Below are 15840 nucleotides of genomic sequence, written 5' to 3' on the forward strand. Positions count from 1 at the left end.
AGTCCTTAGCGCGTGCCGCCGCTCTGCTTGAGAAAGTTGGCGAACAGCTCGTAGCCCTGCTCGGTCAGGATCGATTCAGGGTGAAACTGCACCCCTTCGATGTTCAGTGTCTTGTGACGCAGGCCCATGATCTCGTCGACGGAGCCGTCTTCCAATTGGGTCCAGGCGGTCAGCTCCAGGCATTCCGGCAAGGTTTCGCGCTTGACCACCAGCGAGTGGTAGCGGGTCACGGTCACCGGGTTATTGAGTGCCTGGAATACGCCCAGGTCTTTGTGGAACACCGGGCTGGTCTTGCCGTGCATCACCTGGCGCGCACGCACCACATCACCACCAAAGGCCTGGCCGATGGATTGATGGCCCAGGCAGACGCCCAGGATCGGCAGCTTGCCGGCGAAGTACTTGATGGCCTCGAGGGAGATACCCGCCTCGGTCGGCGTGCACGGGCCCGGCGAAACCACGATGCGTTCCGGGTTCAGGGCGGCGATTTCGGCCACGGTCAGTTCGTCGTTGCGAACCACCTTGACCTCGGCGCCCAGCTCCCCCAGGTACTGCACAACGTTGTAGGTAAAGGAGTCGTAGTTATCAATCATCAGCAACATGGGGAAACCTCAAGAATTAGGGGTCTGTTCAGCCAGCGCTACGGCACGGAACATCGCGCGGCGCTTGTTCAGGGTTTCTTCCCATTCGAGGGCCGGCACCGAGTCGGCGACAATCCCGCCACCGGCCTGCACGTGCAGCTCCCCGTCCTTGATCACCGCCGTGCGAATCGCAATGGCGGTGTCCATGTTGCCGTTCCAGGCGAAATACCCCACGGCGCCGCCATAGACACCGCGCTTGACCGGTTCCAGTTCGTCGATGATTTCCATCGCGCGGATCTTCGGCGCCCCCGACAAGGTGCCCGCCGGCAGAATCGCCCGCAACGCGTCCATCGCAGTCAGCCCGGCTTTTAACTCGCCGGTGACGTTGGACACGATGTGCATCACGTTGGAATAACGCTCAATGACCATCTTCTCGGTCAACTTCACCGAGCCGATTTCCGAGACACGCCCGGTGTCATTGCGGCCCAGGTCGATCAGCATCAGGTGTTCGGCGATTTCCTTGTCGTCGCTGAGCAGGTCCTCTTCGAGCGCCAGATCCGCTTCTTCGGTCGCGCCACGCGGGCGTGTGCCGGCAATCGGGCGCACGGTGATCAGGTTGTCCTCGACACGCACCAGCACTTCCGGCGAGCTGCCCACTACGTGGAAGTCGCCAAAGTTGAAGAAGTACATGTACGGCGTCGGGTTGAAGCAGCGCAGCGCCCGGTACAGGTCAATGGGCGCAGCCTTGAAATCGATGGACATGCGTTGCGACGGCACCACCTGCATGCAGTCACCGGCGAGGATGTATTCCTTGATGGTATCGACCGCGCGCTCGTAGTCATCCTGGGTAAAGCTGGAGCGGAACACCGGATCGGCCGCCGGCGGACGGCTGAGGTCCAGGCCGCGACGCGGGGTGATCGGCTGGCGCAGCTTTTCCAGCAGCGCTTCGAGGCTGGCCAGGCCCTGCTCGAAGGCGTCGGCCTGGGACGGGTCGGCGAGCACGATCGCATGCATCTTGCCGGCGAGGTTGTCGAACACCACCACCGCATCGGAGACCATCAGCAGAATGTCCGGCACGCCCAGGGGGTCCGGGTTCGGGCATTTGCCCAGGCGTTTTTCCACATAGCGCACGCAGTCGTAGCCGAAGTACCCCACCAGGCCGCCATTGAAGCGCGGCAGGCCAGGGATGGTCGGCACGTTGTAGCGCGCCTTGAAAGCTTCGACGAAGGCCAGCGGGTCTTCGACCTCATGACTTTCGATCTCGACACCATCATGGGTGATGCTCACATGATGGTCGTGCACCCGCAGCACAGTGCGGCATGGCAGGCCGATGATCGAGTAACGGCCCCATTTCTCGCCGCCCTGTACCGACTCCAGCAGGTAGGAGTTGGGCTGGTCGGCCAGTTTCAGGTAGATCGACAACGGCGTGTCGAAGTCGGCCAGGGTTTCGCAGGCCAGGGGGATACGGTTATAGCCGGCAGCGGCCAAACGCAGGAATTCTTCGCGGATCATGAGGTGCCTCGTGGCGTGAGGGTCTAACAGTCAGGTATGCAAACGTGCCGCATGGCGCGGCCAGGATCAGTCAGGCGCGCCAACGCCAACGGGCCAGGGCCTTGATGACTTTCATCCAGAGTTTGCGAGTGACCACCACGATGGAATTTCCAGAAGGGGACGGATCGATGTCGGGCAACGTTATCTCAGCGCCAGCTCCCAGGCAACCGGGGATTAGCAGTCTCAGATCATCAATCACCAGCGACGGCGACTCTTCGGCGATCGGACGACCATGGTTGTAGCCGTAACTCAGGGCCACGCACTGCACACCGGCCGCTTTCGCCGCCAGCACGTCACTGCGTGAATCGCCGACAAACAGCGACTGGGACGCCGGAATATTGGCCATTTTCATCACGAAAAACAGCGCCGCCGGGTCGGGTTTCTTCTGCGGCAAGGTATCGCCACCAATGATCCAGCGGAAATAACGGCCAATTTTCATCTGGTCCAACAGCGGCGCGACAAAGCGCTCCGGCTTGTTGGTGATCAGGGCCATTTCCACGCCCTGCTTGCTCAGCCATTTGAGGGTGTCGCGTACGCCGGGGTAGACCACGGTCAGTTCGTGGCTGCGCTCATAGGCAACATTGAACAGCTCCAGGGCGTGCTCGGCCTCAACCTCATCGACACCGTCGGCATCGATGTGATTGGCCAGGGCCCGACGCACCAGCATCGGCGCTCCATTGCCGACCCATTCGCGTACCGACGCAAGCCCCGCCGGCTTGCGTCCCAGCTTGAGCAGCATCTCATCCACCGCCGCCGCCAGGTCTGGCACCGAGTCGATCAAGGTACCGTCCAGATCGAACATCACCAGCCGTGGCAGTTTGCCGGGGAACAGCTGCTCAAAGCCGCTCATGGACGCGCCAGCGCCAGTTCGGCGCGCATCTTGGCGATGACTTCCTGATAGTCCGGGGCGTTGAAGATCGCCGAGCCGGCCACGAAGGTGTCGGCGCCGGCGGCCGCGATTTCACGAATATTGTTGACGTTGACCCCACCGTCGATTTCCAGGCGGATGTCGCGGCCCGACGCATCGATCAGCGCACGGGCTTCGCGCAGCTTGTCGAGGGTGCCGGGGATGAACTTCTGCCCGCCGAAGCCTGGGTTGACGCTCATCAGCAGCACCATGTCGACCTTGTCCATCACGTACTTGAGCACGTCCAGCGGGGTGGCCGGGTTGAACACCAGGCCGGCTTTGCAACCGCCTTCGCGGATCAGTTGCAAGGTGCGGTCGACGTGCAGCGAGGCTTCCGGGTGGAAGGTGATGTAGGTCGCGCCGGCTTCAACGAAGTCACCGATGATGCGATCCACCGGGCTGACCATCAGGTGCGCATCGATCGGCGCGGTGATGCCGTACTTGCGCAGCGCCGCGCAGACCATCGGACCGATGGTCAGGTTGGGCACGTAGTGGTTGTCCATGACATCGAAGTGCACGAAGTCGGCACCGGCGGCCAACACCTTGTCCACTTCTTCACCCAGGCGGGCGAAATCGGCGGAGAGAATCGATGGAGCAATAATGAAGGGCTGCATGACGCACCTTTTTTGAGCTAAATCACGATGGCGCGCATTGTATACCTCATGCTTTGCCCTGCGCACCGTGACCTAACTCAACGGCTAGTACGCCGCCCGATAGATTTTCTCGATATCGGCCGCGCTGAGCTTGCGCGGGTTGTTACGCATCAGGCGCTCGATACCCGCCGCTTCCGTGGCCATGGCCGGGATGGCGTCCTCGGGAACCCCGAAACTGCGCAGGCCGGAAGGAATCTCCACGGCGGCACACAATCGCGTCATCGCCTCGACCGCCTGGTCGGCGGCATCGTTGACGCTCAGGCCGCTGACATTCACACCCATGGCCTGGGCAATGTCCTGCATGCGCTCGACACAGGCCAGTTTGTTCCAGTGCATCACGTAGGGCAGCAACAGCGCATTGCTCACGCCATGGGCGATATTGAACCGCCCGCCCAGCGGGTAGGCCAACGCATGCACGGCGCCCACCCCGGCATTACCGAAGGCCATGCCGGCCATCAGGCTGGCGGTGGCCATATCGTCGCGGGCCTGCAGGTTGGCCGGGTTGGCGTAGGCCTTGGGCAGCGCCTTGGCGATCAGCTTGATCGCCCCGATGGCCAAGGCATCCGTGATCGGCGAGGCGTTCAGGGAAAGGTAGGACTCAATCGCGTGCACCAGCGCATCCACGCCACTGGCGGCGGTGACGCTGCGCGGGCAGGTCAGGGTCATTTGCGGGCTGATCAGCGCGACGTCCGGCAGCAGGTAGTCACTGACGATGCCTTTCTTCAACTGCGCGACCTTGTCGGAAAGAATCGCCACATTGGTCACTTCCGAGCCGGTGCCGGCCGTGGTCGGGATGGCGATCAGCGGCGGGCCCTTGCGCGGCACCTGGTCGACGCCAAATAAGTCCGCCAGGGCGCCGTGGTAACCGGCATAGGCGGCAACGCTTTTGGCAATATCGATGGCACTGCCGCCGCCCAGGCCGATCAGGCCGTCGTGGCCGCCGTCTCGATAGGCCTGCATGCAGTCTTCGACGATGGAGATTTCCGGGTCGGGCAGCACGCGGTCGAAAATCTCGTAAGGGCGCTCACCCAGGTGTTCGAGTGCCAGCGCCACCGTGCCGGACTTGACCAGCGCCGCATCGGTGACAATCAACGGGTTATCCACATCCAGGCGCGTCAGCTCGGCGGCAAGTTGCTCAATGGCGCCAGCGCCGGTCAGCAGTTTGTGGGCGATCTTGAATGAGGAAGTACTCATGTGCGCGGCCTCTTATCGGTGATGGGCTGGCACAAGAGTAGCTGACTGGATCGGGTTGTCTTCCATTCAGGCGCTGAATGGTCACAGCCCCCCCCCTGTGGGAGGGGCTGTGCCGGGCTTTAGACCTGGGCCGTGCGCAGTTTCTCGCTACGCCCACGCAGCCACTCCAGGGTCAGCAACAGCAACACCGAGAAGGCAATCAGCAAGGTCGCCGCCGCCGCAATCGTCGGGCTGAGGTTTTCGCGGATGCCGCTGAACATCTGGCGCGGCAGGGTCGCTTGCTCGGGGCCGGCGAGAAACAGGGTCACCACCACCTCATCGAACGACGTCGCGAAGGCAAACAGCGCGCCGGAGATCACCCCCGGTGCAATCAACGGCAAGGTTACCCGGCGAAACGCCGTCAAAGGCGAGGCACCCAGGCTGGCCGCGGCCCGTACCAGGTTGTGGTTGAAACCCTGCAAGGTCGCCGACACGGTGATGATCACAAACGGCACGCCGAGCACGGCATGCACCACGATCAGCGAGAAGAAACTGTTGCCCAGGCCCAGTGGCGCAAAAAACAGGTAGCTGGCCACACCGATAATCACCACCGGCACCACCATCGGCGAAATCACCAGGGCCATCACCAACGCCTTGCCGGGGAAATTCCCACGGGTCAGGCCGATCGCCGCCAGGGTGCCGAACACCATGGCCAATACCGTGGCGGCCGGGGCGACGATGATGCTGTTCTTCAACGCGCGCATCCATTCCGCCGAGGCGAAGAAATCCTGGTACCAGTGCAGCGAGAAGCCTTGCAACGGGTACACCAGGAAACTGCCGCTGTTGAACGACAGCGGGATGATCACCAGCACAGGCAAGATCAGGAACAACAGGATCAAGCCGCAGAGGATCCGCAAGCTGTAGAACCACACCCGTTCCACCGGTGACATATAAGGGCTCAGCATCGCAAGGTCTCCTCAGCTCAGGCGCAGGCGGCTGGCGCCCACCAGCCGGTTATAGATCAGGTACAGCACCACGGTCGCCAGCAGCAGCAAGCCGCCCAACGCCGTCGCCATGCCCCAGTTGATGCTGGTGTTGGTGTAGAAGGCCACGAAGTAGCTGACCATCTGGTCGTTCGGGCTGCCCAGCAGTGCCGGGGTGATGTAGTAACCAATCGCCAGGATGAACACCAGCAGGCAGCCGGCGCCGACACCGGCATACGTCTGTGGGAAGTACACGCGCCAGAAGCTGGCGAACGGGTGACAGCCCAGGGAGATCGCCGCACGCATGTAGGTGGGCGAGATGCCTTTCATCACGCTGTAGATCGGCAAAATCATGAACGGCAGCAGGATATGCACCATGGAGATGTAGACCCCGGTGCGGTTGAACACCAGCTCCAGGGGTTTGTCGATCAGGCCCATGCCCATCAGCGCACTGTTGATCAGCCCGCCGGATTGCAGCAGCACGATCCACGCCGCCACCCGCACCAGGATCGAGGTCCAGAACGGCAGCAACACCAGAATCATCAGCAGGTTGCTTTTGCGCGCCGGCAGGTTGGCCAGCAAATACGCCAGCGGATAAGCCAGCAGCAGGCAGATGGCGGTGATCACCAGGCCCATCCAGAAGGTGCGGGCGAAGATGTCCAGGTAGATCGCCTGGTCCGGGGTGGCCGGGGCCACTTCGCCAAGGTCGTCGATTCGGTGATCGACGGCCGCCAGCAGGTAGAACGGTGTCAGGCTGCTGGTATTGCGCCGGATCGCCTGCCAGTACGCCGGGTCGCCCCAGCGTTCGTCGAGGTTTTCCAGCGCTTCTTTATAAGAGCCAGGCGCTTCGGTAAACGGCAGCGCCCGCGCGGTTTTGGTCAGCAGGCTGCGATAGCCGGCCAGTTCCATGTTCAAGCGTTTGGACAGATCGCCCAGGGTCTGGTTTTTGCGCGCCTCGCCCAGGTCTTCACTGAGGGCCTGGTACACCGGCTCACCCGGCAGACCACGACCGTCCCAGGCCGTCACCGCCACCACGGTACGCGGCAAACCGCCTACCACTTCCGGGTTGCCGACGCTTTTAAACAGCAGCGCAACAATCGGCACCAGGAACACCAGCAGCAAAAACAGCACCAGCGGCGCGATCAAGGCCTGGGCCTTCCAGCGATTGAGCCGCTCGGCACGCGCCAGGCGCTGCTTGAGGGTGGGGCTGTTGACCTCGTTCGAGGGAACGGCGATGGCCATGGCTGACTCCGAATCTTGAAAATGAATGCAATCTTTCACACACAAGAAATCCCTTGTGGGAGGGGCAAGCCCCCTCCCACAGGGTTATGCAGTGTTACTTGGCAGCCCAGGAGTTGAAGCGCTGCTCGAGCTGTTCACCGTTATCCGCCCAGAAGCTCACGTCGATCTGCACCTGGTTGGCGATGTTTTCCGGCGTAGTCGGCATATCCTTGAGGATGTCCTTGGCCAGCAACGGTACGGCTTGGGTGTTGGCCGGGCCGTAGGCGATGTTTTCCGAGTAGGTCTTCTGCTGCTGCGGCTGCACCGAGAAGGCGATGAATTTCTTCGCCGCTTCGGCACGCTCCTTGGCCAGACCTTTAGGGATGGCCCAGGCGTCGAAGTCGTAGATGCCGCCGTTCCACACCACTTTCAGGTTGCTTTCTTTTTGCACCGCGGCGATGCGGCCGTTGTAGGCCGAGCTCATCACCACGTCACCCGAGGCAAGGTATTGCGGCGGTTGTGCGCCGGCTTCCCACCATTGGATCGAGGGCTTGAGTTCGTCGAGTTTCTTGAACGCACGGTCCTGGCCATCTTTGCCGGCCAGCACTTTGTACACGTCCTTCGGTGCAACACCGTCGGCCATCAAGGCGAATTCCAGGGTGTACTTGGCGCCCTTGCGCAGGCCGCGCTTGCCCGGGAATTTCTTGGTGTCCCAGAAATCCGCCCAACTGGTTGGCGCAGACGCCAGTTTGTCCGCGTTGTAGGCCAGAACGGTCGACCATACGAAGAAGCCCACGCCGCACGGCTGGATCGCGCCCTTCACGTAGTCGGCGGTGTTACCAAACAGTTTCGGGTCCAGCGGCTCGAACATGTCTTCGTCACAGCCTCGGGACAGTTCCGGCGACTCCACTTCCACCAGGTCCCAGGACACGCTCTTGGTGTCGACCATGGCTTTGACCTTGGCCATCTCACCGTTGTACTCGCCGGCGACGATCTTGCCGTTGCCCGCGCTTTCCCAAGGTGCATAGAAAGCCTTGACCTGTGCAGCCTTGTTCGCACCGCCAAAGGACACGACGGTCAAGTCCGGGCCAGCCATGGCCTGTGTCGCGCCCATCAAGCTCAGGGCCAGGACGGAATATTTCAGGGATCTCAACATTGTTGTTCTCTCCACGTGCAGGGTTGGTGAAGCCATGGGGCGATCAATTCGCCTCTAGAAGTGGGTCGAGTGCGCGAACGTGCTCGACTTGCCAGCCAATCGGTACCACGTCGCCGACCGCCAACGCCGGGTCCAGCTCGGCGATCGGTTGTTTCACAAAAAAATCGGCCTTGCCGCAGACTTCCAGGCGCACGCGCACGTGGTCGCCCAGGTAGATGAATTCCGCCACCCGCCCGGAGAAACGGTTGACGCAGCTTTCGCTGGAGCCATTGAGGCTGACACGCTCAGGGCGCACCGACAGGGTCACCGGGCCGCCGATCTGGCCGACGTTCACCGCCAGCGCCTCGACCTTCTCGCCGCGCGCCAGCTCCACCACGCAGCGCTCGCCGGTGTGGCTGTGCAGGCGACCATTGAGGCGGTTGTTTTCACCGATGAAGTTGGCGACGAAGGTGTTCTTCGGCTCCTCATATAAGGTACGTGGCGCGGCGATCTGCTGGATCTCGCCCTGGTGGAACACCGCCACGCGGTCGGACATGGTCAAGGCTTCGCCCTGGTCGTGGGTTACGTACACCACGGTCACGCCGAGGCGCTGGTGCAGGTGCTTGATCTCCATCTGCATGTGTTCACGCAGTTGCTTGTCGAGGGCACCGAGGGGTTCGTCCATCAGTACCAATTGTGGCTCGAACACCAGCGCCCGGGCCAAGGCCACACGCTGCTGCTGGCCGCCGGACAGTTGCGCCGGATAGCGCTGGGCGAAGGCGTCGAGCTGGACCATGCTCAGCACGCGTTTGACCCGCTCGCTGATATCGGTCTTGCTCAAGCCCCGCACCGACAGCGGGAACGCGAGGTTCTCGGCAACCGTCATGTGCGGGAACAGCGCGTAGTTCTGGAACACCATGCCGATGTCGCGCTTGTGCGGCGGCACGTTGTTGATCGAGCGTCCGGCCAGCTGGATTTCACCGGCGGTCGGCGTTTCGAAGCCGGCCAGCATCATCAGGCTGGTGGTCTTGCCCGAACCGGAAGGCCCGAGCAGGGTGAGGAACTCGCCCTTGCGAATCTCCAGGTTGAGGTCTTTGACGATCAGGTTCTCGCCGTCGTAGCTCTTCTGCACGCCACGAAAGCTGACCAGCACATCATTTGAATCCACCTCGCTCATACCCGCACCTTTGTATTTTGGACTGCTGTGGCACAAGCGTAGTCCAGGCGCGAGACCCCGAAAATCGGGGGCCAGGAGAGAATGGCATCAGCCGGATGGAAGGTTTGGGGTAGGGATCGCCCTACACGGATGGCGGGGATGGGACAGGGCAGCTGCAAGAGGCGAGCTGCAAGCGGCAAGAATGGGTTCGGCGGTGTTTCGGGGGTGTCGTTATTGGGTATGTGGTTAGAGGAGCTTGTGCTCCATGGCGTACTTCACCAGCTCGGCCAGGGAGGTGATATTGAGCTTTTGCATCAGCCGCGCCTTGTGGGTGCTGATGGTCTTGCTGCTCAACGCCAGTTGCTGGGCGATGTCATTGACGTTGGCGCCCTGGGCCAGGCGCTCGAACACCGAGAACTCACGCTCGGACAGCAGCGAATGCAAGGGCCTTGAATCCGTCAGCCCGACCTCGAAGACCATGCGGTCCGCCAGGTCCGGGTCGATGTAACGTCCGCCGGCGGCGACCTTGCGAATCGCCATCAGCAGCAGCGCGGGGTCGCTGTCCTTGGTGGCGTAGCCCGCCGCGCCCACCTTCAAGGCGCGGGCGGCCATTTGCGCCTCATCGTGCATCGACAGCACCAGGATCGCCGGCGGATTGCTCAGCGCCCGAATGCGCGCAATCGCTTCCAGGCCATTGACGCCTGGCATCGAGATGTCCAGCAACACTACCTCGCAAGGCACATGGCGCAAGGTCTCGAGCAACTGCTCGCCATTACTCGCCTCGCCCACCACCAGCAGGTCCTTGGCCAGGCCGATCAATTGCTTGATGCCTTCACGAACAATGGTGTGGTCTTCGGCTACCAGTACACGGATCACAAGGGCTTCCTCTTATCGTTATGCATCCAACGGCACCGTGACACTCAGAGTGGTGCCCTCGCCCAATTGACTGTCCAGGCTCAGTTGCCCGCCCATGATCAGCACCCGCTCGCGCATCCCCACCAGGCCAAACGACACCGGGCGCCCCTGGGCCTGGACGAAACCGACGCCATCGTCGCTGATGGTCAGCCGCAGGTCGGTGCCTTCCACCGCCAGGGTCAGTTCGACAGTATGCGCCTGGGCATGGCGCATCACATTGGTCAGCGCCTCTTGCAGGATACGGAACAGGCCGATGGCCTTGGCATCGCTCAAGGCCGGCAGGTTATCCGGCACTTGCACCAGGCAGGGAATCTGCGTGCGCGCTTCGAAACGCCGCGCCTGCCATTCGATGGCCGAGGCAATCCCGGCGTCGAGAATCGGCGGGCGCAGCGCCGTCGCCACGTCCCGCACCAACTGGAACAGTTGGGCGATCAGGCGCTTCATGCTGTTCAAGCGCTCGTGCAGGCCAGGATCCAGTTGCGCATAAGACAGCTCGCACATGGAGGTTTCCAGCTTGAGCACCGTGAGCATTTGCCCGAGTTCGTCGTGCACTTCCCGGGCGATGCGGGCCTTTTCTTCTTCGCGCACGGTTTCCAGGTGGGCGGACAACTCGCGCAGTTGCGCCTCACTTTGCATCAGGGCGGCCAGGGTGCGGCGCAGTTCGGTGACATCGTTCAGGTAGACAACCAGGTATTCGGCCTCGGCAAATCGCAGAAAGCTCAAGGACACGTTGGCCGGCAGGATGCTGCCATCGGCGCGCAAACAATCAGTGGCGAAGTTCTGCGGCCCTTCTTCGCTGGCCCGTGCGCGCTTCCACAGGTTGAGCCAGCGGTCCATATCCAGGGTCGGGTCGAGGTCGACCAGCGGCCGTTCGATCAGCGCACCGGGCTCGTAACCCAGCATGCTCTCGGCCGCACGATTGGCGTAGCGCACATGGCTGTCCCAGTTGACCCAGAGGATGCCGACGGTGCTCTGGTCGATGGAGAACTGCGTCAAGCGCAGCGCTTCGGCACCGGCGGCACGGGCCGCGCTTTCTTCGCGGGCGGCCAGCAGGCCATGCTCCAGCACACGTTGCTGGCGGCGCTGCCAGAACACCACGGCCAGGCTGGCGAGCAGCAACAGGCCGAGCAGCAGGCTGAGGTTCTGCCAGAGGCCTTTGGATTCGGATAAACGTGGGTATTTGGGTTGCAGCCAGCGACTGTGCAGTTGATCCAGGTCGCGGGCCGGGATCGCGCTCAGGGCACTTTCCATGATGCCGGCCAGTTCCGGCCAGTCCCGGCGCGTGGCAACCCGCAGCAATTGCGGCAGGCCGATGTCCCCGACCACCGCCAGCCCGCTGAACTCGGCCTCTGCGGACAAGCGGCTTAATTGCGCTTCATCCACCACGGCATAACGCGCCTGCTGGCTGACCAACAGCTGCAAGGCCTGGCGCTCCATGGGCACGCCTTGCAGGTTGAGGCCGGGATAGGTACTGCGCAGGTAATCGGCCACGGCGCTGGGCATGCGCACGGCCACACGGGATTGATCGTCGAGCTTCTCCAGCTCCACGGCACCACCGCCCTCGCGGATGCCGACAATGTGTTGAGGCACACGCATATACGGGTCGGTGAACTGCCACAGGCGCAAACCGGCCGGGGTTTGCTGCAGGCCAGGGGCAATGTCCACCTCGTCGTCGCGTACGGCTGCCTCCAACTGCTCCTGATCAGGGAAGTTGCGCCAGGTCAGCTCGATATTCAGCGCCTTGGCCAGCCACTGCATCAACTCGACATTCGCCCCGGACAAGCGCTGCAGGCGTCGGTCGTATTGCGCGTAAGGCGCCTGCAAGACCACGCCCACCCGCAGCTCCGGGTGCCGGGCCAGCCATTCGCGCTGCGGCGCATTCAGCTGCGCCTGCGGTGTGGCGGGCGCGGGCGAAGCGTTTGCCATCAAGGCAAGGCACAAACAGCCGATAACCAGCAGACAGCGAAAACCCATGATCCACGTCTCACATCACTGACAAATACTGACCAACCCATTAGGCTGCTGGAATCACTTCTGGCCGGAAATCAACGATGTCCTATCGAAACCGTTCGGCACTGCCAGCATTGTGCCTGTCACTGCTGTTTACCAGTGCCTTTTCTGTGCAGGCTGAAGACGCACCGGCACCGGCTGCCGAAAAACCCGTCGAACGCCAACCCCTGCCCGAGCGTAGCCAGGAAGAGGCCGCCGCCCTGGAACGCAAAATCCCGCAGCAAGAGCAGCAACAGTTGCAGGCCGGCAGCGATTCCTTCCTTGCCCTGTGGAAACCGGCCAACAGCGCCGAGCCCGAAGGCGTGGTGATTATCGTACCCGGCGCCGGCGAAAATGCTGACTGGCCGCAAGCAATCGGCCCGTTGCGACGTAAATTGCCGGATGCCAATTGGGGCAGCCTCAGCCTGTCGTTACCGGACGTGAGCATGGACACCCTGCCACCGCGCGTCATGGAAGCACCCAACGCCACCGTCGACACCAGCAGTAAAGACGCGAGCACCGCCGACAAGCCGATCGAGCAAGCCGCCAGCGCCGAGGCGGAAGGCACCGACCCGGCGGTGGTCCCGGGTGCCGACGAACAGGACAAGACCGACGCCTCGCGCATCTTTGCGCGCATCGATGCCGCCGTGGCTTTTGCCCAGACCCAGAGCGCACGCACGGTGGTGCTGGTGGGCCATGGCACCGGCGCCTGGTGGGCGGCGCGATACCTGACTGAAAAACAACCCTCCCAGGTGCAGAAGCTCGTGATGGTTGCCGCCCAGACGCCTGCCGGGCGTCATCCGGATGTGCAGCAACTGGCGCCGGCGCTGAAGCTGCCAACGGCGGACGTCTTCTATCAAGACACCGCTCAAGCACGCAACAACGCCCTGGAACGCGCCCAGGCCGCGAAGCGCTTGAAGAATGACGGCTATAAGCAGGTGTCATTGAAGACCCTGCCCGGCAACAGCGCCGCCGAGCAGGAACAGTTGTATCGCCGGGTTCGCGGCTGGTTGAGCCCCCAGGCCAGCGCCGACTGAGGATCAGCACAGAACCAATGTGGTTATCCGTGAAAGAGTGGCCTCTAACGAAAATCCCGGCGCTCGCGAATCAATGAATAGGCATTGTGCAATTCACGGGTGCGCTCGGTCGCCTCGCGCACTTGCGCGGGGCTGGCACCACTGCCGGCCACCTTGTCCGGGTGATGACGGCTCAGCAAGCGGCGATAGGCACGCTTGATGACCGACGGCTCGGTGGTAGCGGTCACGCCGAGCAAGCGCAACGCTTCCTGGTAGGTCGTGCCACGATTGACCAGCGGCTTGCGCTCAGGTGTGTAGTCGGCCGCCAACGCCTGGAGCTGTTGCGGCGTCCAGCCCAACCATTTCCCCCACAGGTCGATCAAATCACGCTCGGCGGCGTCTGCCTTGCCGTCCGCCCAGACCATCCGCCAGCACGCCCGCAACACCCCTTCCGCCGCATGGGGCTGGGCCTTGAGCACACGCAGGTAGCGGCGTACCCGGTCGGAACCGGATTTGCCGCGGTTGAACGCCGCAATCGCGCGGCGCTGGGCCGATTCGGTCATGTCCAGTGAGCGCATTTCCTGCCGCGCCTGCTGGATATGCCCGTCCACCACACGCCCGTTGCTTTTGGCCAGGCGCCCGAGCAACACAAACAATAACTCGTCATTGCGTAACGCCGGACGCCCGCCCAAGCGCTCGCGCAACTGTGCCCAACTGTGCAGTTGCAGGCGGCGATCCAGCGCCTGCCCCAACAGCGCACCCAACAAGGCCCCCGGAATACTGGCAATGGCAAAGCCAGCCCCGGCGCCGATCAGCGTCCCTGGCCACAACATGCTACTGCCCCGCTGTCAGCAGGTTTTCGACGTGCGCCAGGCGCTCCAGCGTGCCGACATCAATCCAGCGTCCCGCCATGTGTTCCCCCGTTACCAAACCTTTCGCCATGGCCGCACGCAGCAGCGGCGCCAGCTTGAAGGCACCGGCGCTGCAACCCTCGAACAGCCGGGGGTCGAGCACTGAAATGCCACTGAAGGTCAGGTTATCGGCACCAGGCGCCGCATCATGAAGCAAGCCCTGATCAAGGTAGAAATCACCGCCAGAGGGGTGATGTACCGGGTTGTCGACCATCACCAGATGAGCCAGGCCCTTGAGCGGCTGCTTGAGGCGGCTGAAGTCGTAGTCGGTCCAGATATCGCCGTTGACCACCAGGAACGGCTCATCCCCCAGCAAGGGCAGCGCCTGGAAGATCCCGCCGCCGGTTTCCAGCGGTTCGCCCTCCGGGGAGTAGCGGATACGCAAGCCGAACTGCGCGCCATCCCCCAGGTAGCGCTCGATCTGCTGGCCGAGCCAGGCATGGTTGATCACCACATCGGTAAAGCCGGCCTTGGCCAGCGCCTCCAGGTGGTACTCGATCAGGCGCTTGCCGCCGGCCTGCACCAGCGGCTTGGGGGTGTGCAAGGTGAGCGGACGCATCCGCTCGCCTTTACCGGCGGCCAGGATCATGGCCTTCATAGGCTGACCTCTGCAGGTTGGCGCAGGCTGGTCAGTAACTCAGCCAGCTCGCTCAACTCCGGACGATCGGCCAGCACCGCTTCTATATAAGCAAAGAAGCGCGGTACATCGGCCAGGTAGCGTGGCTTGCCGTCGCGATGGCAAATGCGCGCAAAGATGCCGATGACCTTGAGATGGCGCTGCACGCCCATGAGATCGCTGGCGCGCAGGAAGTCTTCGAAATCCGGCTGTACCGGAATGCCGACCTGGGCCGCACGCTCCCAATAGCCGCGTTGCCATTCGCGCACGCGGGCCTGGGGCCAACTGAGGAAGGCATCCTTGAACAGGCAGGTGATGTCGTAGGTGACCGGACCATACACCGCATCCTGGAAATCCAGCACGCCAGGGTTCGGCTCGCTGATCATCAGGTTGCGTGGCATATAGTCGCGGTGCACCAGCACTTTGGGTTGCGCCAGGGCACTGTCGATCAGGTGATCGCTGACACGCTGCCAAAGTGCCTGCTGCCGAGTATCCAACTCGATACCCAAGTGTCGGCGCACGTACCATTCGGGAAACAATTCGAGTTCACGGCGCAGCAAGGCGACGTCATAGCTGGGCAGTGGTGCGTCCATCGGCAACTGCTGAAAAGCCAGCAAGGCGTCGATGGCATCGGCAAACAATTGATCGGCGTTTTCGTCGGTTATCACGTCCAGGTAGGTTTTTCTGCCCAGGTCATTGAGCAAAAGAAAGCCTCGCGGCAAGTCCTGTGCATAAATTTTCGGAACATTTATTCCCGAAGTGGAGAGCAAATACGCGATATCGACGAAAGGTTTGCAGTTTTCCTGGGGAGGCGGAGCGTCCATTACCACGAACGTACGACCGCCGCCGTCCCAGCGGAAATAGCGCCTGAAACTCGCGTCGCTGCTGGCCGCGGTCAATGTGGCCGGGGGTACGGCACCCCAGCCTTGAGCGTTGAAAAGGATCGGCAACTGCTCATCCAGCCAGACTTCCAGCTGTTGTAAACGTAGATCTTGCTCGGGCATTACAAGGGTCTCCGACGGCGCTAGCCGTCAAG

15 protein-coding genes are annotated in these 15840 nt (G+C 62.5%); 1 reads left to right on the forward strand and 14 read right to left on the reverse strand.

Going from position 1 to position 15840, the window contains the following annotated elements; translation table 11 throughout:
• Positions 1-5: 5 nt before the first annotated feature.
• The 11 genes from NIBR502773_RS12365 to NIBR502773_RS12415 form a co-directional block, all read right to left on the reverse strand.
• Entirely contained in the window at positions 6-599 is a 594-nt protein-coding gene (locus NIBR502773_RS12365; protein ID WP_024077700.1) for an aminodeoxychorismate/anthranilate synthase component II, read from the reverse strand.
• A gap of 9 nt (positions 600-608) precedes the next feature.
• On the reverse strand, positions 609-2090 hold the full coding sequence (gene trpE, locus NIBR502773_RS12370; protein WP_141156136.1) for an anthranilate synthase component I: 1482 nt from the start codon (positions 2088-2090) through the stop codon (positions 609-611).
• 70 nt (positions 2091-2160) lie between these two features.
• On the reverse strand, positions 2161-2979 hold the full coding sequence (locus tag NIBR502773_RS12375) for a phosphoglycolate phosphatase (RefSeq protein ID WP_141156137.1): 819 nt from the start codon (positions 2977-2979) through the stop codon (positions 2161-2163).
• Positions 2976-3650: a ribulose-phosphate 3-epimerase gene (gene rpe, locus NIBR502773_RS12380; protein WP_141156138.1), complete on the reverse strand. Its 675-nt coding sequence runs from the start codon at positions 3648-3650 to the stop codon at positions 2976-2978. The genes NIBR502773_RS12375 and rpe overlap by 4 nt, the downstream gene beginning before the upstream one ends.
• 84 nt (positions 3651-3734) lie before the next feature.
• Positions 3735-4883 carry an iron-containing alcohol dehydrogenase gene (locus tag NIBR502773_RS12385; RefSeq protein WP_065925379.1) on the reverse strand — a complete coding sequence of 383 codons (1149 nt, stop codon included), beginning with the start codon at positions 4881-4883 and terminating at the stop codon, positions 3735-3737.
• Positions 4884-5002: 119 nt separating this feature from the next.
• Positions 5003-5827, reverse strand: a complete 825-nt coding sequence (locus tag NIBR502773_RS12390; RefSeq protein ID WP_017739612.1) for an ABC transporter permease — start codon at positions 5825-5827, stop codon at positions 5003-5005.
• 12 nt (positions 5828-5839) lie between these two features.
• A complete protein-coding gene (locus NIBR502773_RS12395; RefSeq protein WP_027605900.1) occupies positions 5840-7087 on the reverse strand; it encodes an ABC transporter permease in 1248 nt (415 codons plus the stop codon).
• A gap of 94 nt (positions 7088-7181) precedes the next feature.
• Positions 7182-8222, reverse strand: a complete 1041-nt coding sequence (locus tag NIBR502773_RS12400) for an ABC transporter substrate-binding protein (protein ID WP_141156139.1) — start codon at positions 8220-8222, stop codon at positions 7182-7184.
• A gap of 43 nt (positions 8223-8265) precedes the next feature.
• A complete protein-coding gene (locus tag NIBR502773_RS12405) occupies positions 8266-9378 on the reverse strand; it encodes an ABC transporter ATP-binding protein (RefSeq protein WP_065871779.1) in 1113 nt (370 codons plus the stop codon).
• Between the two features lie 225 nt (positions 9379-9603).
• Positions 9604-10233, reverse strand: coding sequence for a response regulator transcription factor (locus NIBR502773_RS12410; protein ID WP_027605903.1), 630 nt, complete (start codon positions 10231-10233; stop codon positions 9604-9606).
• An 18-nt stretch (positions 10234-10251) separates the two neighbouring features.
• Complete coding sequence (locus tag NIBR502773_RS12415) at positions 10252-12246, reverse strand: histidine kinase (RefSeq protein WP_141156140.1); 1995 nt, start codon at positions 12244-12246, stop codon at positions 10252-10254.
• Between the two features lie 77 nt (positions 12247-12323).
• On the opposite strand from NIBR502773_RS12415, the gene NIBR502773_RS12420 reads away from it, so the two are divergent.
• Positions 12324-13298, forward strand: a complete 975-nt coding sequence (locus NIBR502773_RS12420) for an alpha/beta hydrolase family protein (protein WP_141156141.1) — start codon at positions 12324-12326, stop codon at positions 13296-13298.
• A 44-nt stretch (positions 13299-13342) separates the two neighbouring features.
• On the opposite strand, the gene NIBR502773_RS12425 is transcribed toward NIBR502773_RS12420, so the two are convergent.
• The 3 genes from NIBR502773_RS12425 to NIBR502773_RS12435 are packed head-to-tail and all read right to left on the reverse strand — an operon-like array spanning position 13343 to position 15808.
• A complete protein-coding gene (locus NIBR502773_RS12425) occupies positions 13343-14110 on the reverse strand; it encodes a TerB family tellurite resistance protein (RefSeq protein WP_027605906.1) in 768 nt (255 codons plus the stop codon).
• A 1-nt stretch (position 14111) separates the two neighbouring features.
• Positions 14112-14786 (reverse strand): N-acetylmuramate alpha-1-phosphate uridylyltransferase MurU, encoded by a 675-nt coding sequence (gene murU / locus NIBR502773_RS12430; RefSeq protein ID WP_141156142.1) that lies wholly within the window; start codon positions 14784-14786, stop codon positions 14112-14114.
• Positions 14783-15808 carry an aminoglycoside phosphotransferase family protein gene (locus NIBR502773_RS12435; RefSeq protein ID WP_141156143.1) on the reverse strand — a complete coding sequence of 342 codons (1026 nt, stop codon included), beginning with the start codon at positions 15806-15808 and terminating at the stop codon, positions 14783-14785. Before NIBR502773_RS12435 ends, murU begins: the two co-directional genes overlap by 4 nt.
• Positions 15809-15840: the final 32 nt, after the last annotated feature.

It is taken from the genome of Pseudomonas sp. NIBRBAC000502773 (assembly GCF_006517195.1).
In the GTDB taxonomy this organism is placed as follows: domain Bacteria; phylum Pseudomonadota; class Gammaproteobacteria; order Pseudomonadales; family Pseudomonadaceae; genus Aquipseudomonas; species Aquipseudomonas marginalis.